This window comes from Belnapia sp. AC561, from assembly GCF_979252845.1.
This window is the reverse complement of sequence record NZ_CEEDBP010000026.1, coordinates 15,320-39,631: the sequence shown is the minus strand read 5'-3', so window position 1 is coordinate 39,631 and position 24,312 is coordinate 15,320. Positions and strand designations below refer to the sequence as shown.

Below are 24,312 nucleotides of genomic sequence, written 5' to 3'. Positions count from 1 at the left end.
CGGCCGCAGCCTGGACAGGGCCGTGTCATGGCCGCAAGAAGCCGCGCCATGCCCCCTTCCCCAGCCGTCCTGCCTCCCGAGCCCTATCGCCTCACCGAGCTCACCGAACAGCCACCGGGGCTGCGCCGCGCGGTGCATGGCTACAGCACCGCCGGCACCTGGCGGCGGCTGGCGCGACGGGTGGCGGAGGTGGGATGGGAAGTCGCCTCGGCGCTGCCGCGCGATGCCTGGCGCCGGCGCTTCCCCGGACCCGCCGCCGTGCTGCGGCTGGACGCGGGGGCGGATCCGCGGCCGGGGGCGCGCAGCGTCGCCTTGTATGTGCACTACGCCGCCTCGGGCCGCGTCTCGCCCATGGTGCTGGCGCAGGTGGCGGGGCTCACCGCGGCCGGCTTCGCCGTGGTCTTCATCAGCAATGCGCCGTCCCTGCCGGAGGCGGATTGGCAGGCGGTGCGGCAGCACGCGGCGCTGGTGGCGCAGCGGCGCAACTTCGGCCTGGATTTCGGCGCCTGGCGCGACCTGGCGGCGGAGGCGGCGACACGCTGGTCGGGGGCCACGGAGCTGCTGCTGGCCAACGACAGCGTGCTGGGACCGATCCGCCCGCTGGGGCCGCTGCTGGCGGCGCTGCGGGACGGCGGCGACGGGCTCTTCGGGCTGACCGAGAGCATCCAGGGCGGGCCGCATCTGCAGAGCTACTTCCTGCTCGCCCGCGGCCCGGCCCCCGTCGCCGACATGCTGCACTTCCTGGCGGCGATGCAGGTGAGCCATTCGAAGTGGCTGGTGGTGCAGCGGGGGGAGCTGCGCTTCGCCCGCTGGATGCGCGGCCGCGGCCACCGCGTCGCGGCGCTGTTCGGCTATGGCCGGCTGGTGGCGGCGACCCTGGCGGATGCGGCGGAACGGGCGCAGCTCGCGGCCTCCCATCCCCTGCTGCGCGACCTCGAGGCGCTGTCGCCCGAGTCGCGGGCGGCCCGGCTGCGCGACCAGCCGCTGAACCCGGCGCATCACCTCTGGCTGGCACTGGTGCGGCGGCTCGGCTTCCCCTTCCTGAAGACGGAACTGGTGCGGCGCAACCCGGGCCGGCTGCCCGGGGTGGAGGACTGGCCGGCGCTGCTGCCGCCGGACACGCCCTGCCCGGAGGCGATGATCCGGCAGCATCTGGCGATCCTACGGGAAACCCCTCGCTAGCCGCAGCCCGGAAGGCGCCGCATCGTAACGATCGGCAAAGGGTCGACATCGCATCTTGTTGCGAATTCGATCTTTTCTAATCGGCGGCGTACCGAGAATCGGTTTGGTTACAATACGAATTGTCGCAACTCCCTGGACAGCGCTCGATAAGCGGGGCAGTTTGGCAACTTGGTTGCGCCCCTGGGTTGCACCCAGCCCAGCTCCCTCGCGGGCCCACTGTCCCGGACCACAGCGCCATGATGGATTGCCTTGCCGCAGCAGATGTGAAGGCTTCGCATTTGCATTGCACCGGCCCCGCGGGGCTGGATGCGCTGCTGCGGCGGCTGCCCACGGATGCGGCGGGCTACCTGACGGCGAGCGGCTTCTCCGGCCGGGCGCAGGAGGTGGTGCTGCTGCCGGGACATGGCGGGATCGTCGGCGCGGTGCTGGGGCTCGGGGATGGCCCGCCCACCCCCTGGAGCTTCGGCGGCCTGTCGCAGAGCCTGCCGGCCGGTACCGCCTGGCAGCTCGCGGATGAATCCCTGGCGGCGCCGGCGGTGCTGGGCTGGTGCCTGGGCGCCTATCGCTACCGCCGCTTCAAGCCGGCGAAGCGGGCGCCGGCGCTGCTGCTGCCACCGGCCGGGACGGACGCCGCGATCGCCGCCGCCGAGGCCGCCTGGCGCGCCCGCGACCTGATCAATTCCCCCGCCAACCTGCTGGGCCCGGCGGAGCTGGCCGAGGCGGCGCAGGCCCTCGCGGCGGCCCATGGCGGCCGCTGCAGCATCATCGCCGGTGAGGCGCTGGACCAGGGCTTCCCGGCGCTGGCCGCGGTCGGCCGCGGCGCCGCCGCGGCCCGGGCGCCGCGCGTCGCCGTGCTGGAATGGGGGGAGCCGGGGGCACCGCTGGTCGCGCTCTGCGGCAAGGGGGTCTGCTTCGATACCGGCGGCCTGGACCTCAAATCCTCCGCCGGCATGCTGCGCATGAAGAAGGACATGGGCGGCGCGGCGATCGTGCTGGGCACCGCCGAGATGGTGATGCGCGCCAAGCTGCCAGTGCGGCTGGTGGTGCTCATCGGGGCAGTGGAGAACGCGGTCTCGGCCGAGGCCTTCCGGCCGATGGACGTGCTGCGCACCCGGGCCGGGCTGACCGTGGAGGTCGGCAATACCGATGCCGAGGGACGGCTCGTGCTGTGCGACCTGCTGACCTATGCGGGGGAACAGGCGCCGGCGCTGCTGATCGACTGCGCGACCCTGACCGGGGCTGCCCGCGTCGCGCTCGGTCCCGATCTTCCGGCGCTCTTCACGCCGGACGATGCGCTCGCGCAAACGCTACTCGACGCGGGATGTCTCGCCGACGATCCGATGTGGCGCATGCCGTTGCACAGCGCTTACGAGTCGTGGCTCGACAGTCCGCACTGCGACATGAACAACGTTTCGGCACGACCCATGGCCGGGTCCATCGTCGCCGCGTTGTTCCTGCAGCGCTTCGTGCCGAAGTCGACCCGTTGGGCGCATCTCGACATCTACGCCTGGAACGATGCGAACCGGCCGGGTCGGCCTGAGGGAGGAGAGGCGCAGGCGATGCGCGCCCTGGCTGGGGGCATCGCCAGGATATTCGCCTGAGCACTCGGTGCTCTGCCGAACCGGCTTCGATACCGGAAAGCAGCTGGGCCGATAACGAAAACGAGATGATGGGGAAACTTTTCGGTACGCACGGCTCTGACAACTACACGACGCGTTAGCCGAATGCAGTGCCTGATGACGTGTCTATCCCGGTCCGATGAGGGAAGCCCCGAAGGGCAAGCTCTTGTCGTCACCAGGTTCATGGCCCGGATGGGCGAGGGGATTGGAGATATGGCGGTACAGAGCAACCCCGACCAATTGGTCGGCATTCTGCGGGACACGGTTGTCGCGCTCGTCCGACGCGACGGGCCCGATCTGTCGGCGCGGCAACTTGGCGTATTCCTGACGGTCTACCTGACCGACGGCCCGCATACCGTGCGCGGCCTGGCGGCGGAGCTGAATGTTTCCAAGCCGGCGATCACGCGCGCGCTGGACCGGCTCGGCGAACTCGATCTCGCCCGCCGCAAGGTGGACCCGATGGACCGCCGCAGCGTCATCGTGCAGCGCACGCTGAAGGGCACGGCCTTCCTCCGCGACATGCGCCAGATCATGTCCGAGGCCGAGACCACCGTGCATGAGATGCCGGCGCCGGAAGCGGCGAATGCCGAGCCCGCGCGGGAAAACCGCAAGGCCGGCTGAACCGGGCGCGGCGGCCAGGGCGGCACGGGGGTGGCTTCACCCAGGTGCCTGCCCTTGCCGCCACCCGCGGTGCGAACCGGTGATCTTCGCCGGCTCGGCGCATCCGTCCAGTCCGGGCTTCACCAGGACAGGCGTCAGTAGCCCGCGCCGAAATCCACGCGATTCAACAGGGGCGATCCCTGGCGGGCGCGATGAATATTCTCCACCACCTGCGGTGCCGCGCTACGCGGGATGGTGATGCTTGCCGCATGCGGCGTCAGCACGACCTTCGGATGCGCCCAGAGCGGATGGTCCGGCGGCAGCGGCTCGGGTTCGAAGACATCCAGGGCGGCACCGGCCAGCTGGCCGGAGTCCAGCGCGGCGAGCAGGTCCGCCTGCACCACATGGCCGCCGCGGGCGGCATTCAGCAGATAGGCACCGCGCGGCAGCAGGGCGAGGCTCCGCGCATCCAGCACGTCGCGCGTATCCGGCGTCAGCGGCAGCAGGCAGATCAGGATGTCGCTGCGGGCCAGCATCGCCGCCAGTCCTTCCGCCCCGTGATGGGTCTCGACCCCCGGAAATTCCTTCGGCCGCCGTGACCATCCCATAACCGGAAAGCCGAGGGCCTGCAGCTTGCGGGCGGCGTCGCCGCCCAGCTCGCCCAGGCCGAGGATGCCGATGCGGCGCTCCGCCGTGTCCGGGGCCGGCAATTCGTTCCAGATCCTGCCGGCCTGCTGCGCCCGGTAATCCGGGTCCTGGCGGTGGAAGCGCAGCACGTTCAGCAGCACCCATTCGGTCATGCCCTGGGTGAGCCGGGTATCGACCAGCCGCGCCACCGGGATGCCGGGCGGCGGCCCGGGCGGGCGCATCAGGTGGTCCACGCCCGCGCCCATGGAGACGATGAGCTTCAGGTTGGGGTAGCGGCGCAGCTCGGCCATGTCGTGCGCGGTCCAGCAGACCGCGGCCTCGATATCGGCCGGGTCGCCCGCCTCCGGAAACAGCCGGACCTCGAGGCTCGGGTCGACCTCGAGCAGGGCGTCGCGCCAGGCTTCCATGGTGGAGGCCTTGGTGGAAAGCAGGATGGCCATGGCTATTCTCCCTGGTGCCGGCGATCGTGCGGCAGGGTCTCGATCTCATCGGGCAGGGCACGGACCCAGGCCCGCCAGTCGTTGCGGCCGGTGGCGGCGCGTTCCTCGCCGCCCGGCAGCTTGGCATAGAGGCTGAGCACGCCCTGCGCCCACCACATCTGGAAGGTCCGGTCATCGGCCAGGACCATGGCGGCGGTGCGGTCGAAGACCCCGTCCTTCACCCGCGGCATGTGCTTGCCCAGCCACCACCAGCAGCCGGCCGCCAGCACCGCGGCGCCGAGGTAGAAATGCACCAGCATGGTGCTGCCGAAGGAGCCGACGAGGATGGCCGCCGCCGGGGCCACATTCTCGAAGCTCCGGTACACCGGGCTGCCCGGCGTGTTCATCTTGCGGATATGGACGCCGAGCTTGACCTTGTCGGCATCCAGCAACGCCCGCAACCGCTCCAGCTCCGTCACCCGCGCTCGCTCCCCGTCTCGGCGCGCAGGTCGAAGGCTGCGGCCATCAGGGCGCGGGTATAGGGCTGGGTGGGCGCGGCGGTAAGCGGCTCGGCCTCGCCTTCCTCCACCACCTTGCCGTCCTTCAGGACGATGATCCGGTGCGCGAGCGCCCGGACCACCCGCAGGTCGTGGCTGATGAAGAGATAGGCGAGGCGGTGCTTCGCCTGCAGCGCCCGCAGCAGCTCGACCACCTGGGCCTGGACCGAGACGTCGAGCGCGCTGGTCGGCTCGTCCAGCACCACCAGCCGGGGCTTGAGGACCAGGGCGCGGGCGATGGCGATGCGCTGGCGCTGGCCGCCGCTGAACTCATGCGGGTAGCGGCCGGCGGCGGCGGGGTCGAGCCCGACCTCCTCCAGCGCCTGGGCCACGGCGGCGGCGCGGGCGGCCAAGGTCAGGCCCGGCTCATGCACCTCCAGCCCCTCGCCGATGATCTCCCCGGCGGAAAGCCGCGGCGAGAGCGAGCCATAGGGGTCCTGGAAGACGATCTGCATCCGCCGCCGCAGCGGCCGCAGCGCGGCGCGGGACAGCGGCTGGATGTCGCGCCCCTCGAAGAGGATGCCGCCCGCGCTGGATTCGAGCCGCAGCAATGCCAGGCCGAGCGTCGTCTTGCCGCTGCCGGATTCGCCGACCAGCCCGACCGTCTCGCCTTCCCGGATGGTCAGCGAAACGCCGTCCACCGCCTTCACATGCCCCACCGTCCGCCGCAGCAGCCCGCGCCGGATGGGGAAATGCACCTGCACCCCCTGGCCCTGCAGCACCACCGGCGCCTCCGCCGGGACCGGCGCCGGGCGGCCGCGCGGCTCGGTAGCGATCAGCATGCGGGTATAGGGATGCGCCGGGGCGGCGAAGACCTCGGCCGTGCGGCCCTGCTCCACCGCCACGCCGTCCTTCATCACCACCACGCGGTCGGCGTGGCGGCGGACGATCTGCAGGTCGTGGGTGATCAGCAGCAGGGCCATGCCGTGGCGCTGCTTCAGCTCCGCCAGCAGCTCGAGGATCTGCGCCTGGATGGTGACGTCGAGCGCGGTGGTCGGCTCGTCCGCGATCAGCAGCTTCGGGGAGCAGGCCAGCGCCGCGGCGATCATCACCCGCTGGCGCTGGCCGCCCGAGAGCTGGTGCGGATAGGCGCCCAGCCGTTCCTCGGCGCGCGGCAGCCCGGCCTGGCGCAGCAGGTCGAGGATGCGGGCCCTGAGCGGCGCGCCGGAGATCGGCTCATGCAGGGTGATCGCCTCCGCCACCTGCCGGCCGATGCTGTGCAGCGGGTTCAGCGAGGTCATCGGTTCCTGGAAGACCATGCCGGCGGTGCCGCCGCGCAGCCGCTTCAGCGCATCCTCGTCGGCCGCCAGCACCTCGGTGCCGTCGAGGCTGATACGGCTCTCCGGCGCGATGCGGGCGGCGGGCGGCAGCAGGCGCAGCGAGGCCAGCGCCGAGACCGATTTGCCGCTGCCGGATTCGCCGACCAGCGCCAGGGTCTCCCCGGCATCGAGGTGGAAGGACAGGTCCCGCACCACCGCCCGCCCGGCGAAGGCGACGGTGAGATGCTCGACCGAAAGCAGCGTCACCGGCCGCCCCCCGGCAGCTTGCGCGGGTCGAAGGCATCGCGCACCGCCTCGCCGACGAAGATCAGCAGCGTCAGCACCCCGCCGAGGACGATGAAGCCGGTGAAGGCCAGCCAGGGCGCCTGGAGGTTGTTCTTGCCCTGCGACAGCAGCTCCCCGAGCGAGGGCGAGCCGGGCGGCAGGCCGAAGCCGAGGAAGTCGAGGCTGGCCAGGATGGTGACGCTGCCGGAGAGGATGAAGGGCAGGAAGGTGAGCGTCGCCACCATGGCATTCGGCAGGATGTGCCGCGCCATCAGCCGCGTGTCGGAGACGCCGAGCGCCCGCGCGGCGCGGACGTAGTCGAGGTTGCGGCCGCGCAGGAACTCGGCGCGCACCACGCCGGTGAGGCCCATCCAGGAGAACAGCAGCAGGAAGACCAGCAGGATCCAGAAGCTGGGCTGGATGATGCTGGCGAGGATGATGAGGAGAAAGAGTTGGGGCATGCCGGACCAGATCTCGATGAAGCGCTGGAACAGCAGGTCCGTGAGCCCGCCGTAGAAGCCCTGCACCGCCCCCGCGGCGACACCGAGGAAGGAACTGGCCAGGGTCAGGGTGAAGCCGAACAGCACCGAGATGCGGAAGCCATAGATCACCCGCGCCAGCACGTCGCGCGACTGGTCGTCGGTGCCCAGCCAGTTCTTCGCCGAGGGCGGCGAGGGCGCCGGCCGGCCGAGGTCGCGCACGACCGTCGCATAGGCATAGGGGATGGCCGGCCAGACCAGCCAGCCGCGCTCCGTCACCTCCCGCATGAACTCCGGATCGTGCCAGTCGACCTCGGTCGGCAGGCCATCGGCCAGGATGTCGCTCTCGGCGTAATCCGTCAGCACCGGCACCAGCCAGCGGCCATCGACGCGGGCCACCAGCGGCCGGTCGTTGGCGATGAATTCTGCGAAGAGGGTGACGAGGAAGAGGGCGGTGAAGATCCAGAGGGACCACCAGCCGCGGCGGTTGGCGCGGAAATTCGCCAGCCGGCGTTGGGTCATCGGGGTCATGCGGTGGGTCAGGCGCCTGTCATCCCCGCCAGTCTATCAGGCGCGGGGAAGCGGCAGGAAGGGGTTTGCCAGGCGGGAACGGTCCGGACGAGGATGGTCCGGGCCGGTCTCACACCACCTTGTCGGTAATGGTCTGCGGCACCGGCACGCTATGGGCGAAGGAGGGCCGTGCCTCGAGCCGTGCGCTCAGCGCCACCAGGTTGGGGTGGTCCCGGCGCCAGGGATGCGCGGGGAAGCGCACGTCGAGGTAGCGGAGCAGGGTGCCGGTGGCGATCTCGGCCAGGCCGAAGCGGTCCCCGACCATCCATTCGCGGTCGCCGGCGATCTCGGCCAGGGCGCGCAGCCCGCCATCCACCTTGCGGCGCTGCCGGGCGATCCATTCGGCGCTTTGGTGCTCCGGCGCGCGGTGGCCTTCCCAGAACAGCAGGACGCAGGCATCGCAGACGCCATCGGCGATGACCTCCACCTTGCGGGCGGCCAGGATGCCGTCGACATCCGGCGGCAGCAGGCGCGGCTCGGGCCACCGGGCCTCGATCACCTCCAGGATGTAGCGGCTTTCATAGGCGCTGCTGCCATCCTCGAAGATCAGCACCGGCAGCTTCTCCAGCGGATTGTACTGCGGCGTGGCGGTGGTGCTGTCCCAGGGGACTTCGGTGATCAATTCGAAGGGGATGCCCTTCTCGGCAAGGGCGATGCGGACCTTGCGGGCATAGGGGCTTGGCGTGGCGCTGATGAGCTGCAGCATGGCGGCTTTCTCCCGTTGCCCGGCGGCAGGGCGGGCTGGTGGTGCGGTCATGCCGGGCGTAGAAATGGATCGGCTTCGCTAACGGTACCGGCGTACGAATGAAATTTCGTATACCGAACACCGTGTATCGATATGATGCCGATCAGCAATGGAGCTCGTCAAGCCGTGCTGCCCAAGGTCGCGCCCACGCCGCAGATGACCGAAACCGTCTACGAAAGCCTGCGCGACGCCATCTGCGACGGCGCGCTGCCGCCGGCGGCGCGGCTGATCCAGGATGAGCTGGCGCTGCGGCTCGGCACCTCGCGCCAGCCGGTGCATCTGGCGCTGCAGCAGCTCCGCAAGGACGGCTTCGTGGTGGAGACGGGGCGGCGCGGGCTGGTGGTGGCGCCGCTCGACCGCGAATTCGCCCGGCAGCTCTATGAGATGCGGGCGGCGCTGGACGGCGCGGCGGCGGTGGGCGCGGCGCGCAACGCGACGGCGGCCGACCGTGCCCGCGGCGAAGGCATCATCCGCGATGGCCGGGCGGCGGTGGCGGAGGGCGACCTGCGCGCCATGGCCGATGCCGATTTCGCCTTCCACAACTTCATCTACGAGCTGGGCGGCAATGCGCTGATCGCGGCGACGGCACGGATGAACTGGCACCATGTCCGCCGCTCGATCATGCTGCTGGCCGGGGAGCCGACCAAGCTTGGCCCCTTCTGGGACGAGCATGACCAGATCCTGCAGGCGGTGGCGACGGGCGACGTGGCGGCGGCCTTCGCGCTGGCGCAGCACCATGCCGTCGCCTCCGGCAAGGTGCTCTCGCTGAAGCCGCTACCGGCGTGACTCGAAGTCGATCCGCGGATCGACCAGGGTATAGGCGAAGTCGCCGACGATCTGCATCACCAGCCCGAGCAGGGTGAAGATGTACAGCGTGCCGAACATCACCGGATAGTCGCGCCGGATCGCCGCCTCGAAGCCCAGCAGGCCGAGCCCGTCGAGCGAGAAGATGATCTCGACCAGCAGCGCCCCGGTGAAGAGGATGCCGATGAAGGCGGCGGGGAAGCCGGCGATGATCAGCAGCATCGCGTTGCGGAAGACATGCCCGTAGAGCACCCGCTGCTCCCCGGCGCCCTTGGCCCGGGCGGTGGTGACGTAGTTTTTGTTGATCTCTTCAAGGAAGGAGTTCTTGGTCAGCATCGTCAGCCCGGCGAAGCCGCCGATGACCAGGGCGATGGTCGGCAGCACCATGTGCCAGGCATAGTCGGCGGCCCGCGCGACGAACCCGGCATTCTCCATCCCCGGCGAGAGCAATCCGCGCAGCGGGAACCACTGCACGAAGCTGCCGCCCGCGAACAGCACCACCAGCAGGATGGCGAACAGGAAGCCGGGGATCGCATAGCCCACCAGCACCACCGCGCTGGTCGCCACGTCGAAGCGGCTGCCGTCCCGCACCGCCTTGCGGATGCCCAAGGGGATGGACACGAGATAGATGATCAGCGTCGACCACAGCCCGAGCGAGACCGAGACCGGCATCTTCTCGACGATCAGATCCACCACCGGCCGGTCGCGGAACAGGCTGCGGCCCAGGTCGAAGCGGGTATAGCCGGCCAGCATCTCCGCCAGCCGGTCCGGCCAGGGCTTGTCGAAGCCGAAGGCCTTCTCGATCTCCCGCACGATGGCGGGGTCCAGCCCGCGGGCGCCGCGATAGCCGGTGGTATTGCTGCTGTTCTCGTTGCGCGGCGGGCCGCGGGTCTCGCCCTGGCCCTCGCCGGAGATGCGGCCGAGGCTGCTGCCGGCCTCGCCCTTCAGCTCCGCCAGCATCTGGTCCACCGGGCCGCCCGGGGCGAATTGCACCACGGCGAAATTGATCAGGATGATGCCGAGCAGGGTCGGCACCACCAGCAACAGGCGGCGAAGGAGATAGGCCCCCACTACAGGCTTCCCGTCACTGGGGGGGCTTCGCTTCGCGCTTGCCCTGCTCGACGCTGCCCTCGCGCGCCCGCTCCACCCACCAGCTGTCCAGCGCCAGGGCGTATTTCGGGTTGCGCGGCGGCCGGCCGAACTTGTCCCAATAAGCCACGCGGAAGGTGCGGCTATGCCACTGCGGGATCATGTAGTCGCCCCAGAGCAGCACGCGGTCCAGCGCCCGGGTGCGGGCCACCAGCTCCGCCCGGTCCGGCGCGCCGATCACCAGCTCGACCAGCGCGTCCACCACCGGGTTGGCGATGCCGGCGACGTTCTGGCTGCCGTTCTCCTGCGCCTTGGCGCTGGTCCAGAAGTCCCGCTGCTCGTTGCCCGGCGACAGCGACTGGCCCTGGCCATCCACCGTCATGTCGTAGTCGAAGGCGTCGATCCGCACCTGGTACTGCGCCGGGTCGATGGTCCGCACGCGCGGCTCCATGCCGAGGCGCTGCAGCACCTGCACATAGGGCAGGGCGACGCGCTCGAAGCTGGCGCCGTTCAGCAGGATCTCGAAGGCGAAGCCCTGGCCCTGGGCATTGACCAGCTTGCGATCCTTCACCGTCCAGCCGGCCTCCCGCAGCAGCGCCAGCGCGCGGCGCAGCCCCTCCCGGTTGTTGCCGGAGCCATCGGTGACCGGCAGAGCATAGGGCTCGGTGAAGAGCCTGTCCGGGACCTTGCCCTTGTAGGCCTGCAGGATCTCCAGCTCCCGCCCCTCCGGCACGCCCGAGGAGGCCAGCTCGGAGTTGGAGAAGTAGGAGGTGGTGCGCGCATAGCTGCCGTAGAACAGGTTGGCGTTCATCCACTCGAAGTCGAAGACCTCGATCAGCGCGCGGCGCACGCGGGCATCCTGGAACAGCGGGCGACGCAGGTTCATGGCGAAGGCCTGCATGCCGGTCGGGATCTCGTGCCGGATCTCGTCGCGCTTCACCAACCCGCGCTGCACCGCGGGGAAGTCGTAGGCGGTCGCCCAGTCCTTGGCGATGTTCTCGGTGCGGAAGTCGATCTGCCCGGCCTTGAAGGCCTCCAGCGCCACGGTGGTGTCGCGGAAATACTCGTAGCGCATGGTGTCGAAGTTGGAGGTGCCCTTGGCCGTCGGCAGCGCCGCGGCCCAGTAGTCCGGCACACGGCGATAGGTCAGGCTGCGGCCGCTCTCGAAGCGCTCCAGCTTGTAGGGGCCCGAGCCCAGCGGCGCCTCCAGCAGCGGCCGGGCGAAGTCCCGCCCCTCCCACCAATGCTGCGGCAGCACCGGCATCTGGCCGAGGATCAGCGCCAGCTCGCGGTTCTCATTCGTCTTGAAGCGGAAGGTGGCGCGGTGCGGCCCCTCGGCCACCACCTCCGCCACATCGGCCCAATAGGCGCGGTAGAAGGGCCGGCCGTGCTGGCGGAGGATGTTGAAGGTCCAGACCACATCCGCCGCCGTCACCGGGCGGCCGTCGTGGAAGCGGGCCTCGGGGCGCAGCTCGAAACTCACGCCCATGCGGTCGGCCGGCTGCTCGATGGCGGCGGCCAGGTGGCAGTATTCGGTGCTCGCCTCGTCGGTGCTGTTCTTCAGCAGCGTGTCGTAGAGGTTGGTGAGGCCGACCGCCGGCGTGCCGCGCAGCACGTAGCCATTGAAGCTGTCGTAGCTGCCGAGCCCGGTGAGCACGATCTCGCCGCCCTTCGGCGCCGAAGGGTTCACCCAAGGGAAATGGGTGAAATCCGCCGGCAGCGCCGGCTCCCCCAGCAGCGACAGCGCGTGGCTGCGCAAGGGCGCGGCCGCGACCTGCGCGGCGGCGGGCCGGAGGAAGGGAAGGGCGAGGCCCGAGGCCAGAAGGGTGCGGCGATCCATGGCCGCAGGATGGGGGTTCGCCGGGCGAGGGACAAGAATTAGCCGCGCCGAAACAGTCGTTGCACGCAGCCCGCTTTCATGAAACGTTTGGATCATGCTCGCCGACCGCCTCCGCGCCGCGCTGCCCGGCCTGCCGCCGCAACTGGCGGCGGCGGGACGGCATATCTCCGACCGGCCCTTCGATGCGGCGACCCGGTCCATGCGGGCGCTCGCCGCCGAGGCGGGCGCCAGCCCGGCGACCTTCACCCGCCTGGCCCAGGCGCTGGGCTTCCCCGGCTGGGACGCGCTGCGGGCGGCGGCGATCGAGGAGCAGCGGCGCCCCGCGCCCTATTCCAGCCGCGGTCCCGGCGGCGGGCTGGGTGCCATCCAGGCGGCGGAGGCGGCCAATATCGCGGCGCTGGCCGGGTTGCCGGAAGCCGCGCTGCAGGCCGCCGCGGCGGCGCTGCACCGGGCGCCGCGCATCCATGTCGCCGGCTTCCGGTCCTGCCGGGCCGTCGCCACGCTGCTGCACTACCAGCTCCGGCTGTTCCGGCCGGAGACGGTGCTGGTCGGCGATGCCGCGCTCGACCTCGACCTCGGCGCCATGCGGCCGGGGGAGGCGCTGGCGCTGGTCGGCTTCGCCCCCTACTCGCGCGCCGCGCTGGCGACGCAAGCGGCGGCGCGGGATGCCGGGCTGGTGCTGGTCATCCTGGCCGACAGTCCCACGGCGCCGATCGCCGCGGGCGCCGACCACCTGCTGGGCTTCGCCACCGCGACCCCGGCCTTCTTCCCCAGCCTGACGGCCGGCGTGGCGCTGGCCCAGGCGCTGGCCGCCGCCGTCTTCGCCGCCGGCGGCGCCGCCGCGCTGGAACGACTGCGGGAGAGCGAGGCCCGCCTCGCCACCCTGGGTGCCTATTGGACCGAACCGCCCACCTGCTAAACCGGAGGACCGAAGATGAGCCACCTTGTCCATCGCAGCCTGCGCGCCGACCCGCCCCTCGCGGTGCGCGGCGAGGGCATCTACCTCTATGACCAGGCCGGGCGGGAGATCATCGACGGCTCCGGCGGCGCCGCCGTCGCCTGCCTCGGCCATGGCCATCCCAAGGTCATCGAGGCGATCAAGGCGCAGCTCGACAAGCTGGCCTATGCGCATACCGCGCTGTTCTCCTGCGAGAGCGCCGAGGAGCTGGCCGACATCATGGTCGGCCATGCGCCGGGCGGGCTGACGCATGCCTATTTCTGCTCCTCCGGCTCGGAGGGCAACGAGGCTGCCATCAAGATGGCCCGGCAGTACTTCCTCGAGGTCGGCCAGCCGCAGCGCACCCGCTTCATCGCCCGGCGGCAGAGCTACCACGGCAACACCCTCGGCGCGCTGTCGGCCGGCGGCAATGCGATGCGCCGCGCGCCCTATGCGCCGCTGCTCTCCCCCGCCTTCAGCCATGTCTCGCCCTGCTATGCCTACCGCGACCGGGAGGGCACGGAGAGCGACGCGCAATACGTCGCCCGGCTGGCGGAGGAGCTGGAGGCGGAATTCCAGCGGCTCGGCCCGGATACCGTCATCGCCTTCATGGCGGAGACGGTGGTCGGCGCGACGCTCGGCTGCGTCACCGCCCTGCCCGGCTATTTTCCGGCGATGAAGGCGGTCTGCGACCGGCACGGCGCGCTGCTCATACTCGATGAGGTGATGAGCGGCATGGGCCGCTGCGGCACCCTGCATACCTGGGAACAGGAAGGCGTCTCCCCGGATATCCAGATCGTCGCCAAGGGCCTCGGCGGCGGCTACCAGCCGATCGGCGGCATCCTGGTGCATGGCCGCGTGGTGGCCGGGCTGAACGGCGGCAGCGGCGCCTTCATGCATGGCCATACCTACCAGGCGCATCCCGTCGCCTGCGCCGCCGCCGTCGCGGTGCAGCGGGTGATAAAGGGGGAGAAGCTGCTGGACAACGTCCAGGCCCAGGGCGCGCTGCTGGAGCAGCGGCTGGTGGAGCGCTTCGGCAACCACCGCAACATCGGCGACATCCGCGGCCGCGGGCTGTTCTGGGCGGTGGAATTCGTCACCGACCGCGCCAGCAAGGCGCCCTTCGACCCGGCGCTGAAATTGAACGAGCGGGTGAAGCAGGAAGCCTTCGCGCGGGGGCTCGCCTGCTACCCGATGGGCGGCACCATCGATGGACGCCAGGGCGACCATGCGATATTGGCGCCGCCCTACATCGCCACGGCGGCGCAGATCGAGACCATCGTCGAACGGTTCGGCGCGGCGGTCGATGCCGCCCTGGCCAGCGTGAATGCATAAGGGGAAACGACCGTGAAGACCTGGATCCTGGCCGCGGCATTCGCCGTGGCAAGCATGGCCGGCGCCAACGCGCAGACCCTCGCCGCCGTGAAGCAGCGCGGCACCCTCAACTGCGGCGTCAGCCAGGGCTTCGCCGGCTTCTCCTCGCCCGATAGCCGGGGCGAGTATCGCGGCCTCGACGTCGACTACTGCAAGGCCGTCGCCGCGGCGGTGCTGGGCGATGCGACCAAGGTGCGCTTCGTGCCGCTGACCGCGCAGGCCCGCTTCACCGCGCTGCAGACCGGCGAGATCGACGTGCTGTTCCGCAACAGCACCCAGACCTTCCTGCGCGACGCCTCGCTGGGGCTGAACCAGGGGCCGGTGAATTTCTACGACGGCCAGGGCTTCGCCATCCGCCGCGACGCCAACGTGACCAAGGTGCAGGAGCTGGACGGCGCGACCATCTGCGTGGCGCAGGGCACCACGCATGAGCTGAACCTCAACGACGTCTTCCGCGCCCGCAACATCAAGTTCAGCCCCGTCGTCTTCGAGCGCGTCGACACGATGTACGAGGCCTTCTACGCCGGCCGCTGCGACGCCATGACGCAGGATGCCTCCGCCCTCGCCGGCGCCCTGACCGGCGCCCGCGACCCCGCCGCCTATCGCGTGCTGGAGGAGACGATCAGCAAGGAGCCGCTCGGCCCCTTCACCCGCAACGGCGACGACCAGTGGTCGAACATCGTGATGTGGACGCATTACGCGCTGGTCGAGGCGGAGGAGCTCGGCGTGACCGCGGCCAATGCCGAGGCCCAGGCAGCGGGTGCCAATCCGACCATCCAGCGGTTGCTGGGAACGGGCGGCGAATTCGGCAGCCGGCTCGGGCTCGACAACCGCTGGGCCCTCGCTGCCATCCGCGCGGTGGGCAATTATGGCGAGGTCTTCGAGCGCAATGTCGGGCAGGGCAGCTCCCTGAAATTGCGTCGTGGTCTCAATGGGTTGTGGACCGGCGGCGGGCTGATGTACGCCATCCCGTTTCGGTGAAAAAAACGCAACGGAACCTTTTTCCTTAGGCTCGCGTTCTAACTCCAACGCCGCCGCATAGTGTGGTGAGCGAAGGAGACACAGGGCCATGGACAAGGACCGGATCGAAGGCATCGGCAAGCAGATCAAGGGCTCCGTGAAGGATGTCGCCGGCAAGGTGACCGGCGATGCGGCGCTCCAGGCCGAAGGCAAGGCCGACAAGGCCGAGGGCAAGGTCCAGAACGCCGTCGGCGGCGCGAAGGACAAGGTCCGCGACGCGACCGACTAAGCTGGCCCAGGCTGGCTGAGGAAGAGGCGCTCCGGTGAAAGCCGGGGCGCCTTTTTCGTATCGGTGCCAGCAACACATGGCTGGCTGCAAAAGCTTGCCGAGGCCGACCAGTTGCGGAACAAGCACCCGGCACCGCTTGTTCATTACGAAAACAACAGGTGCCGCACCGGCTTCCAGACGCTTCGGCCTGGGGAATGGGTGCTAGTGCCGTCCGATAATCGCGCTTATGTTGAAAGCGCGCGCGTAACGGAGTTATTCATGTCGGTTGAGGATGGCCTGGATCTGCTGAACATCGAGGACTTCAGCAAATCCCGTGACCGAACCCGATTGGAAGCCGCCATCCGCCGCCGTTGCCACACCATTCCTGTCGAGCAACATACGATATTGTGCCGCATCCTCGGCCGCTACAAATTCTACGTCGATTGCCGGGACCGCGGCCTGGCGCCGCATCTGATGCTCGATGGCTACTGGGAATACTGGGTCAGCGATTTCATGTGGCGGAACATCAAGCCGGGCCAGACCGTCGTCGATGTCGGCGCCAACCTGGGCTACTACAGCGTGCTGATGGCCGATCTGGTGGGACCGACCGGTCAGGTTGCGTCCTTCGAGCCCAATCCGCGGCTGTGCGAGCTTCTGCAGCGCAACATCGACATCAACGGCTTCACCCAGCGCACCCGCTGCCATGCCCGGGCGGTCACTGCCCGCAGCAATGAATCCCTGCATTTCGCCGTCTCGATGACCGACCCGAAGAATGGCGCCCTGCTGCCTGCCCTGCCGGGCAAGCAGACGCGGGCCGGCATGATGGAGATGACCGTCGAGACCACGGCGCTCGACGACCTGGCGATCGGCCCGATCGATTTCATCAAGATCGATGTCGAAGGCGCCGAGGAGGCGGTCTGGGGAGGTCTCCAGCAGACCATCCGCGACAGCCCGGAGGTGCAGATCCTGCTGGAGTTCAACGCGCTCCGTTGCCAGGACCCGCAGCGGATGCTGCAGGAGATCGGCGCGCTGTTCCCGCTGCGCCAACTGGGCTTCGACGCGGTGATCCGCCCGGCCGAGCCGGAGGCGATCCTGGCCTCCTCCGAGGACACGATGCTCTACCTGTCGAGCCGCGATCCCTTCGACTTCGCCAGCCGGGAATAGGGGCCGGCGTCAGCCCGCCTTCTGCACCACCAGGCCGATGGAGGTGGTGACATACTGCCCGAGCGCCAGCTTGAGATGCGGCAGGGCATAGGGCGGCAGGTCGATATGGGCATCCACCGCGGCGGAGCCCGGATGCAGGTTGAGCGGCCAGACCTTGTGGCCGGCCGCGGCCAGCCGGCCCAGCATCGCCTCCATGTCCCGCTTCCGGAACAGGCAGAGCCCCGCGGTGTCGAAGGTCTCGGTATCCGAGGACAGGTTGAACTCTGTCGTATGCACGGCGATGCCGCCGGGCTTCAGCGTCTCGAGGCTTTCCTCGAAGAACCGCAGCCCGAGCGCGATGGAGCCGAGATGCTCGAAGGCGCAGGACGACCAGCAGACGTCGAAGCCGCGCAGCGTCTCCGGGATGGCATTCATGTCGACGGGGCGGAATTCGACCAGCGCCTGCAACTCGGCGAAAGGCAGGATGGCGGGGCGGTCCAGCGCCTCGAGCCCGGCGGCATGCTGGCCGGTCGAGGCCCAGCCCTGCAGATGGACCACGGTATCCGGCGCATCCGTCGCCACGACGGCGACGCCGGACCGCGCCAGCAGCGCCGGGATCGGTTCCTGGCCGACGCCGAAGCCGAGCGCCCGGATGCCGGGCCGCATCAGCCCGGCCACCCGCATGACGGCGACGACGTAGCAGAATTCCCAGACCTTGCGATGCGGGTTGGGGATGATGTCCAGCATCGCGCAGAGCTCGGCGAAGATCGGCTCGTCGAACTGGCCTTGCGTGCAGAGCTGCGACACCGGCGCGGCGAGCTCCGGCGGCTGGAAGCGCCAGGGGACCAGCGGATCGGCCGGCGGCTGCAGCAGGAACAGCGGCGCGCGATAGTCCTCGGGCTTCGACCGGCGCTGGAATTCGATGAACTCCCGGGTTTCGGCGAAGCAGCGGCGGAGCGTGTCGAGATCGGCGTTTCGCTGATGGAAGGCGATCTCCGCCTCATCCGCCGGGTCGCGGCCGATGAACATGCGGAAGGCCCAGAGAACGGCGTCCCGGCTCAACGGCGCGGGGTTCGGTGCCGGTGACGGCTGCACGGGATACCCTTTCCTAGGCGGATGCCGGCGGCCGGGGCATCGCGTGCTTCGACGCCTGCGTTCAGATGATGAAATCGGCGGCGGTCACCGCGGATTTCTGCACGCCGATGAGATAGACGAAGTCGAGCCCGTCCCCCAGCGCGAAGTAGCTATTGCCCTGGCCGTCATCGACCCCGCGGGCCAGCACCGCCGCCGCCGAGGCGACGTGGTAGGCGGTGATGTCGATGTGGTCCTTGCCGGTCTCGAAGTCGAAGACGATGTCGTAGGAGACCGGGCCGGTTTGGCGCGGATCCACGATCACCGTATTCGGCCCGTTGGCGACATAGCCCGGCGCATCCGGCACGCCGAGGGTCGAGAGCGAGATGTAGTCGATGCCGTCGCCGGCCCGGTAGGTATCGGCGCCGCCGCGGCCGAACAGGATATTGGTGCCGCTGTTGCCGATCATCTCGTTGCTGAAGACCGAGCCGACGGCGGTGGTGCCGGCCCCGCCGGGATCGGAGGCGCCCTCGGCGATCACCAGCCTTTCGCCGATGGAGTAAAGGTCCCAGAAGAAATTGGCGGTGGAGACGATGGTATCGGTGCCGCCGAAGCCGAAGCCGGCATAGACCGGCAGGTTGCCCTCATCGACCAGGTCGAGCGCACTGTCGACGAGGTAGGTATCGTCGCCGGCGCCGCCGAGCAGGACATCGCCCAGGTTGCCGGGATTGTTGCCGCCGTCCAGCGTATCATTGCCGGCCTGGCCGATCAGCACGTCGTTGCCGCTGTCGCCCTGCAGCAGGTCGTTGCCGTCGCCGCCATAGAGGAAATCGGTCTCGCCGCCGCCGGACAGGATATCGTTGCCGCCTTGGCCGTCCAGCGTGTTGCCGGCCTCGTTGCCGGTGATGACGTTGCCGAGCGCATTGCCGGTGCCGGCCATCGGCCCGCCGCCGGAGACGAGGATCAGGGCCTCGACGTCGTTGGGCAGGGTGAAGCTGACCGAGGTGACCACGGTATCGGTGCCGGCATTGGCGGCTTCGAAGACGTTCTCGTTGCTGGAACTGACGACGTAGGTGTCGTTGCCGAGCCCGCCGAGCATGAAATCGGCACCGACGCCGCCGTCCAGCCGGTCGTTGCCGTCAGTCCCGAACAGGGTGTCGTTGCCGAGGCCGCCGGTCACCGTCGCATCGGTGCCGGCGCCGAAGAAGACCTGGCCCTGGGGCGTGCTGCCGCCACTCGGGTCGAAGCCGAGATTGGCCGCGGTGAGGGTGCCGGCCGTGACGCCGAGCAGCTTCAGGACCGGCAGGAAATTGTCGCCGCCGCCGTTGCTGTCCCAGTCGACGACGGTATCGGCCCCGACCTGATGCAGCCGCAGGTAGCCGAGCGCGCCGAAGGGATTGCCGCCGTTGTAGCCGATGCTGTTGGACCCGGCGAGCAACTGCCGGAAATCGAGCTGGTCGCCCGAAGCGCCGGCGGTGAAATCCGTGACGACGACGGCGTTGCCGTCGTTGGAAGAGGTAATGGACCCCGGCAGGATGATCGTGTCGATGCCGCTGCCGGTGGTGACGACATTGGCGATGCCGACGGTGATGACGTCATCGCCGGCGCCGCCGGCAATGGTATTGCCCTGGCCCGAGGCGGTGATGGAATCATTGCCGATCCCGCCGTCGATGACGCCGAAGGCCGCACCGAAGATGGTGTCGTCGCCGTCGCCGCCGGACAGGGTATCGCTGCCGCTGGTGTCGAAGATCAGGTCGTTGCCGGATTGGCCCGCCAGCGAGTCATTGCCCTCGCCGCCGAAGATGTTGTCATCCCCGCCACCGCCCAGCAGCGTATCGTTGCCAATAAGGCCAGAGATGACATCATCGGCCGCATCGCCTGCGAGACTATCGTTACCGGCGGTCCCGACGATGACCATGCCTAGTTCCTTCACAAGGGCTTGCACTGGACCGAATTATAGTCTTGTCCGGTCAATAAATGGATAGTGCCACAGCGTCCATGTGAATCTGGCGGCCCCCGGCCGATGCCTTCAGACCCGCCGGCGGGCCTTCAGCGCCGCCGCCAGCGTACCCTCGTCCAGCACATCCAGCGCGCCGCCCATGGGCACGCCCTGCGCCAGCCGGGTCACCTGCACGCCGCTGGCGGCCAGCCGGTCCGAAAGGTAATGCGCCGTCGTCGCGCCATCGACCGTGGCGGGCAGCGCGAGGATCACCTCCTCCACCGCCCCGGCCTCGATCCGGGCCAGCAGCGGCTGCACCGCGAGATCCTCCGGCCCCACGCCGCCGAGGGCCGAGAGCGTCCCGCCGAGCACGTGGTACAGGCCGCGATGCGCATGCGCGCGCTCCAGCGCCCAAAGCTCCGACACGCCCTCGACCACGCAGATCAGCCCGTGGTCGCGCCGCGGGTCGGCGCAGATGCCGCAGGGATTCTGCGCCGAAAGGTTGCCGCAGACGCCGCAGGGCTGCACCGCATCGGCCGCGGCGCGCAGCGCATCGGCCAGCGGCAGCATCGCCTTCTCCGGCTGCATCAGCATCTTCAGCGCGGCCCGCCGGGCGCTGCGCCGGCCGAGGCCGGGCAGCCGCGACAGCAACCCGACCAGATGCTCGATCGGGTCCTCCGCCATGGGCGGCGTCAGAACGGCAGCTTGAAGCCGCCGGGCAGCCCGCCGGGGATGTTCAGGCCGGCGGTCGCCTTGCCCATCTCCTCGGCCATCATCGCCTCGACCTTGGCCTTGGCATCGGCATGGGCGGCGACCAGCAGGTCCTCCAGCACCTCGCGGTCGTCGGCGACCATCAGGCTGGGGTCGATGGTGACGCGCTTCAGGTCGCCCTTGCCCGAGAGCGTGATCTTCACCATCCCGCCGCCGGCGGCGCCATCCATGGTGGCGGCATCCAGCTTGGCCTGCATCTCGGCCATCTTGGACTGCATCTGCTGGGCCTGCTTCAGCATGTTGCCGAGGTTCTTCATCGGGGCTCCCTATCGGTCTTCATCGGGGGGTGGAACATCGTCGTAGTCGGCGGGTTCGCTCTCGTCCGAGATGGCGGCGGCATCCTCGGGCTCGGCCGGCGCCGCGGCGGGGCCGGCATCGGTCAGGCCATAGGCATCGGCGCCGGCATCGCGGACGGCTTCGATGGTGGTGCCGGGGAAGGCGGCCAGCACCGCCTGCACCAGCGGGTGGGAGGCGGCGAGGCCGCGGCGTTCGCTGTCCGCGGTGCGGCCCTGCTGCGCCAGGGTCGGCTCGCCCTCCGCGTTGCTCAGCGAGATGGTCCAGCGGCTGCCGGTCTGCTCCGCCAGCAGGGCGGAGAGCTCGGCCGCCAGGTCGCGTGGCGCGCCGGGGATGACCCGCAGCTCGATCCGTCCCGGCGTGACCTTCACCGGGTGCACGCTATGGAGCAGATGCGCATGCAGCATCGCGCGGCGGCCGGAGGCGAGGGCGACGACGTCGCGCCAATGCTGCGGTTGCGCCTGGCCGGCCACCGCATCCACCATGACGGCGCCGCCATTGGCCATGGCCCGCATCCCGCCACCGCCACCGCCGTTCGGCGCCGAACCCGGCGGCCGGGCGGCAGGCGTGGCGCTGCCGTCCAGCAGCCGCTTCACCAGGTCGCCCGGCGTCGGCAGCTCCGCCACATGCGCCAGGCGGATGAGGACCATCTCCGTCGCGGCCCGGCGGTCGGGCGATTCATTCACCTCGCCCAGGCCCTTCAGCAGCATCTGCCAGGCCCGGCCGAGCACCGGGACGGAAAGCTTCTCCGCCAGCGCCGCGCCGCGGGTCCGCTCGCCCTCGGTGAGGGAAGGGTCGTCCTTCAGGCTCGGCACGCTGCGCAGCCGGGTCAGGGTATGGGTCAGCTCCAGCAGGTCCTGCAGCACGACGGCCGGGTCGGCGCCACGCTCATGCGCGCGTTCCAGCAGGCCGAGCGCCGTCGCGGTATCGCCCGCCATGAGCGCTTCCATCAGCTCGAGCACCATCGCCCGGTCGGCGAGGCCGAGCATGTCCCGCACCGCCTCCGTGGTGACGGCATTGTCCGGCCCGCCGAGGGCGATCGCCTGGTCGAGCAGCGAGAGCCCGTCGCGGACCGAGCCATCGGCGGCGCGCGCCAGCATGGCCAGCGCCTCGGGCTCGATCGTCACCGCCTCCAGCCCGGCGATGCGGGTGAAATGCGCCCGCAGTTCCGCCTGCGGCACGCGCTTCAGGTGGAAGGTCTGGCAGCGGCTGAGGATGGTGGCCGGGACCTTGCGCAGCTCGGTCGTCGCCAGCATGAATTTCACCTGGGCCGGCGGCTCCTCCAGCGTCTTCAGCAGGGCGTTGAAGGCGGCCGTGGACATCATGTGGACCTCGTCCAGGATGATGACCTTGAAGCGGCCCTGGGCCGGGCGGTAGCGCAGCCGCTCGCGCAGCTCCCGCACGTCGTCGATGCCGTTGTTGGAGGCGGCGTCGAGCTCCTGCACATCCGGGTGGCGGTCGGCCAGGATCGCCAGGCATTCCGGGCAGACGCCGCAGGGCTCCGGCGTCGGGCCGCCGGTGCCGTCCGGGCCGATGCAGTTCAGGGCGCGGGCGATGATGCGGGCGGTGGTGGTCTTGCCGACGCCGCGGACGCCGGTGAGCATGAAGGCATGCGCCACCCGGTTCTGCGCGAAGGCATTGCGCAGGGTGCGAACCAGCGCGTCCTGGCCGATCAGCTCCTCGAAATTGCTCGGCCGGTACTTGCGGGCCAGCACCCGGTAGGGCGTGGCGGCGGGTACGGCGGCCACCGGCGGCGGTCCGGGCGGGGCGACAGCTTGTGGAGCAACCGGGGCCAGCGGCGGCGCATCGCCGAACAGGCCGGGGCCTTCGGGCGCCGGCGGCTCCGGCAGGGCTGCCTCATCGGGTGCGTCGTCGGGGCCGAAGAGGGTGGAGGACATCCGCGCGGCGGGATCCTGTGCAGATGGCCCGCCGGGCCGAAATGGGGTGGAAGGCCGGCAAGCGACCCGGGCGAGAACCCGTTACGGCTGCTTCCTTCCGGACCTGACCGGGTTGGCGGGGAGCCCGTCCACCACCGACCTTCCGAGGGCACCATATCATGGCTCGGGGGGCTTCGTACAACCCAGGCCGCGGAAAGCGCCCGGCGCGGCGAATTGCCGGGGTTTTGCCTTGGCCCCGGCCGGCCCGGTCCCGCATCCTGCCGCGGTGACAGGGAGAACGACCATGCCCCGCCTCGCATGCCGCAGCCTCGTCCTCGGTGCCCTGCTGGCCGGCCTGCCCGCGGCCGCACAGGAGCCGGCCAGACCTGAGCCAGCCAGGCCCAACCTGATATTGCGCCAGTCGGTCACCGGCATGCCGCGGGGCGAAACGCAGGAGGTGCAGGTGCTGACCGCCACCATCGCCCCCGGCCAGCAGACGGTTTTCCACACCCACCGCTTCCCGGTCACCGTGCTGATCCTGGAAGGCGCCTTCACCCTGGAACTGGAAGGCCAGCCGCCGGTGACGGTGCGCGCCGGGCAATCCCTGGTGGAGCCGCCGCAGGTCCGCATGACCGGCTACAACCGCAGCCCGACCGAGACCCTGCGGCTGGTGATCTTCTATGTCGCGGACCCGGGAACGCCCTTCCTTGACCCCATCCACTGATCCATAAAATCAGTAAACGTTTCAGACGACGCCGAGCTTAGGAAATTACCGCCATACAAAGGCGCCGATCTGCTTCGACCCATAATTTTAGCTGTTTGCGCTCCGTCCGACACTCCAGTGCCTTAACCTCAATTGTGAGAATAGCAGGCGCTTCCTTGGGTGGTGGCGGTAGGGTGGTAAAGCCGCCATGAAGTCCACCAGTTGCGAATGCGAACGTCACTACATCGTTGTATATCATTTGCTCGTTGAGCCGTTTTTCGTTGAATCCAGCGACAAGCGCATACCGATGCTCCCCTTTCTGCAAAGTGCTGAGGGGTGTAAGGATGGTGTAGATGCTATTTTTTGGGGTCGGATGCACATCTACTAGACTGACTATGCATTCTGATAAAAACCCATTTCCACTGTTCTTAATTCGAACATAGACTTCAAATCTCGCGTTTCCCGCCGGGAACACCGTACGTCGCTCAAACGGCTCCAGGCGCTCATATTCGATACTTATGGCTTGGTGGCTCGTATTGGCACTGACTCTGTCGAGGGGGCCACTAGCGTTGGTGAGAGAATATTGCAGATCCTCTGCACGTCTATACTGATCTTTAAATGCCAGAAAGCACGCGGTTACAAATGTCAGCGCGATGCCCCAGGCATATATGAACCACGATAAAGACGTTCCGGCGTTGTGCTCGTAAATCCCTACTCCCGCCATTAGCAGCGTACCGGTCAAAAGGGTGGTCCAGTGACGCAGGATGGCGGTAACGAATTCGCAGAACGCTTTCCAGGTGTGCATTCGACCCGCCTAATCGTCCATCTTCCTTGTGCGTGAAGACGGTCGGCCAGATCAAGACGATGGCCGCTGCTAGA

Annotated in this window: 23 protein-coding genes and 1 other RNA gene; 10 read left to right on the top strand and 14 right to left on the bottom strand. The window is 69.3% G+C overall.

The annotated features are described in order from the left end of the window. Nucleotides 1-48: 48 nt before the first annotated feature. From AC0IW9_RS19845 to AC0IW9_RS19835, 3 genes are all read left to right on the top strand, one after another. Nucleotides 49-1,182 (top strand): rhamnan synthesis F family protein, encoded by a 1,134-nt coding sequence (locus AC0IW9_RS19845; protein WP_471650026.1) that lies wholly within the window; start codon nt 49-51, stop codon nt 1,180-1,182. Nucleotides 1,183-1,418: 236 nt separating this feature from the next. Beyond that, nucleotides 1,419-2,783: a leucyl aminopeptidase family protein gene (locus AC0IW9_RS19840; RefSeq protein ID WP_471650025.1), complete on the top strand. Its 1,365-nt coding sequence runs from the start codon at nt 1,419-1,421 to the stop codon at nt 2,781-2,783. Between the two features lie 231 nt (nt 2,784-3,014). Next, nucleotides 3,015-3,422 (top strand): MarR family transcriptional regulator, encoded by a 408-nt coding sequence (locus tag AC0IW9_RS19835; RefSeq protein ID WP_471650077.1) that lies wholly within the window; start codon nt 3,015-3,017, stop codon nt 3,420-3,422. A 134-nt stretch (nt 3,423-3,556) separates the two neighbouring features. On the opposite strand, the gene AC0IW9_RS19830 is transcribed toward AC0IW9_RS19835, so the two are convergent. The 5 genes from AC0IW9_RS19830 to AC0IW9_RS19810 form a co-directional block, all read right to left on the bottom strand. Next, entirely contained in the window at nt 3,557-4,489 is a 933-nt protein-coding gene (locus AC0IW9_RS19830; RefSeq protein ID WP_471650024.1) for a 2-hydroxyacid dehydrogenase, read from the bottom strand. A gap of 2 nt (nt 4,490-4,491) precedes the next feature. Further along, nucleotides 4,492-4,947 carry a hypothetical protein gene (locus AC0IW9_RS19825; protein WP_471650023.1) on the bottom strand — a complete coding sequence of 152 codons (456 nt, stop codon included), beginning with the start codon at nt 4,945-4,947 and terminating at the stop codon, nt 4,492-4,494. Continuing rightward, nucleotides 4,944-6,551 carry an ABC transporter ATP-binding protein gene (locus AC0IW9_RS19820; protein WP_471650022.1) on the bottom strand — a complete coding sequence of 536 codons (1,608 nt, stop codon included), beginning with the start codon at nt 6,549-6,551 and terminating at the stop codon, nt 4,944-4,946. The genes AC0IW9_RS19825 and AC0IW9_RS19820 overlap by 4 nt, the downstream gene beginning before the upstream one ends. Continuing rightward, a complete protein-coding gene (locus AC0IW9_RS19815) occupies nt 6,548-7,570 on the bottom strand; it encodes an ABC transporter permease (protein WP_471650021.1) in 1,023 nt (340 codons plus the stop codon). The genes AC0IW9_RS19820 and AC0IW9_RS19815 overlap by 4 nt, the downstream gene beginning before the upstream one ends. Nucleotides 7,571-7,688: 118 nt before the next feature. Further along, nucleotides 7,689-8,324 (bottom strand): glutathione S-transferase N-terminal domain-containing protein, encoded by a 636-nt coding sequence (locus AC0IW9_RS19810; protein WP_471650020.1) that lies wholly within the window; start codon nt 8,322-8,324, stop codon nt 7,689-7,691. Nucleotides 8,325-8,489: 165 nt separating this feature from the next. Between AC0IW9_RS19810 and AC0IW9_RS19805 the strand changes: the two genes are divergently transcribed. Beyond that, complete coding sequence (locus tag AC0IW9_RS19805; protein WP_471650019.1) at nt 8,490-9,149, top strand: GntR family transcriptional regulator; 660 nt, start codon at nt 8,490-8,492, stop codon at nt 9,147-9,149. Here AC0IW9_RS19805 and AC0IW9_RS19800 read toward each other — a convergent pair. Further along, the gene (locus AC0IW9_RS19800; protein ID WP_471650018.1) at nt 9,138-10,238 is read right to left on the bottom strand and encodes a microcin C ABC transporter permease YejB; all 1,101 of its coding nucleotides are present in this window, start codon (nt 10,236-10,238) and stop codon (nt 9,138-9,140) included. The genes AC0IW9_RS19805 and AC0IW9_RS19800 overlap by 12 nt on opposite strands. A 13-nt stretch (nt 10,239-10,251) precedes the next feature. Further along, a complete protein-coding gene (locus AC0IW9_RS19795) occupies nt 10,252-12,096 on the bottom strand; it encodes an extracellular solute-binding protein (protein WP_471650017.1) in 1,845 nt (614 codons plus the stop codon). A 94-nt stretch (nt 12,097-12,190) separates the two neighbouring features. On the opposite strand from AC0IW9_RS19795, the gene AC0IW9_RS19790 reads away from it, so the two are divergent. From AC0IW9_RS19790 to AC0IW9_RS19770, 5 genes are all read left to right on the top strand, one after another. Beyond that, a complete protein-coding gene (locus AC0IW9_RS19790) occupies nt 12,191-13,015 on the top strand; it encodes a MurR/RpiR family transcriptional regulator (protein ID WP_471650016.1) in 825 nt (274 codons plus the stop codon). A gap of 15 nt (nt 13,016-13,030) precedes the next feature. Further along, nucleotides 13,031-14,368 (top strand): aspartate aminotransferase family protein, encoded by a 1,338-nt coding sequence (locus AC0IW9_RS19785; protein WP_471650015.1) that lies wholly within the window; start codon nt 13,031-13,033, stop codon nt 14,366-14,368. 12 nt (nt 14,369-14,380) lie between these two features. After that, complete coding sequence (locus AC0IW9_RS19780; RefSeq protein ID WP_471650014.1) at nt 14,381-15,388, top strand: amino acid ABC transporter substrate-binding protein; 1,008 nt, start codon at nt 14,381-14,383, stop codon at nt 15,386-15,388. A gap of 88 nt (nt 15,389-15,476) precedes the next feature. Beyond that, complete coding sequence (locus AC0IW9_RS19775; protein ID WP_471650013.1) at nt 15,477-15,656, top strand: CsbD family protein; 180 nt, start codon at nt 15,477-15,479, stop codon at nt 15,654-15,656. A 258-nt stretch (nt 15,657-15,914) separates the two neighbouring features. Further along, complete coding sequence (locus AC0IW9_RS19770) at nt 15,915-16,799, top strand: FkbM family methyltransferase (RefSeq protein ID WP_471650012.1); 885 nt, start codon at nt 15,915-15,917, stop codon at nt 16,797-16,799. Nucleotides 16,800-16,808: 9 nt separating this feature from the next. Here the strand turns inward: AC0IW9_RS19770 and AC0IW9_RS19765 are convergent, their stop codons facing one another. The 6 genes from AC0IW9_RS19765 to ffs form a co-directional block, all read right to left on the bottom strand. Beyond that, complete coding sequence (locus AC0IW9_RS19765; RefSeq protein ID WP_471650011.1) at nt 16,809-17,873, bottom strand: SAM-dependent methyltransferase; 1,065 nt, start codon at nt 17,871-17,873, stop codon at nt 16,809-16,811. Nucleotides 17,874-17,934: 61 nt separating this feature from the next. After that, the gene (locus AC0IW9_RS19760) at nt 17,935-19,767 is read right to left on the bottom strand and encodes a calcium-binding protein (protein ID WP_471650010.1); all 1,833 of its coding nucleotides are present in this window, start codon (nt 19,765-19,767) and stop codon (nt 17,935-17,937) included. Nucleotides 19,768-19,878: 111 nt separating this feature from the next. Further along, the gene (gene recR / locus AC0IW9_RS19755) at nt 19,879-20,472 is read right to left on the bottom strand and encodes a recombination mediator RecR (RefSeq protein ID WP_471650009.1); all 594 of its coding nucleotides are present in this window, start codon (nt 20,470-20,472) and stop codon (nt 19,879-19,881) included. Nucleotides 20,473-20,480: 8 nt separating this feature from the next. Next, nucleotides 20,481-20,816 carry a YbaB/EbfC family nucleoid-associated protein gene (locus AC0IW9_RS19750; RefSeq protein ID WP_471650008.1) on the bottom strand — a complete coding sequence of 112 codons (336 nt, stop codon included), beginning with the start codon at nt 20,814-20,816 and terminating at the stop codon, nt 20,481-20,483. A 9-nt stretch (nt 20,817-20,825) separates the two neighbouring features. After that, nucleotides 20,826-22,751, bottom strand: coding sequence for a DNA polymerase III subunit gamma/tau (locus tag AC0IW9_RS19745; RefSeq protein ID WP_471650007.1), 1,926 nt, complete (start codon nt 22,749-22,751; stop codon nt 20,826-20,828). Between the two features lie 45 nt (nt 22,752-22,796). Further along, nucleotides 22,797-22,895: signal recognition particle sRNA small type (gene ffs, locus AC0IW9_RS19740), an RNA gene on the bottom strand. Between the two features lie 139 nt (nt 22,896-23,034). Between ffs and AC0IW9_RS19735 the strand changes: the two genes are divergently transcribed. Next, on the top strand, nt 23,035-23,454 hold the full coding sequence (locus tag AC0IW9_RS19735) for a cupin domain-containing protein (RefSeq protein WP_471650006.1): 420 nt from the start codon (nt 23,035-23,037) through the stop codon (nt 23,452-23,454). A gap of 37 nt (nt 23,455-23,491) precedes the next feature. Here the strand turns inward: AC0IW9_RS19735 and AC0IW9_RS19730 are convergent, their stop codons facing one another. After that, the gene (locus AC0IW9_RS19730; protein WP_471650005.1) at nt 23,492-24,238 is read right to left on the bottom strand and encodes a hypothetical protein; all 747 of its coding nucleotides are present in this window, start codon (nt 24,236-24,238) and stop codon (nt 23,492-23,494) included. Nucleotides 24,239-24,312 lie beyond the last annotated feature (74 nt).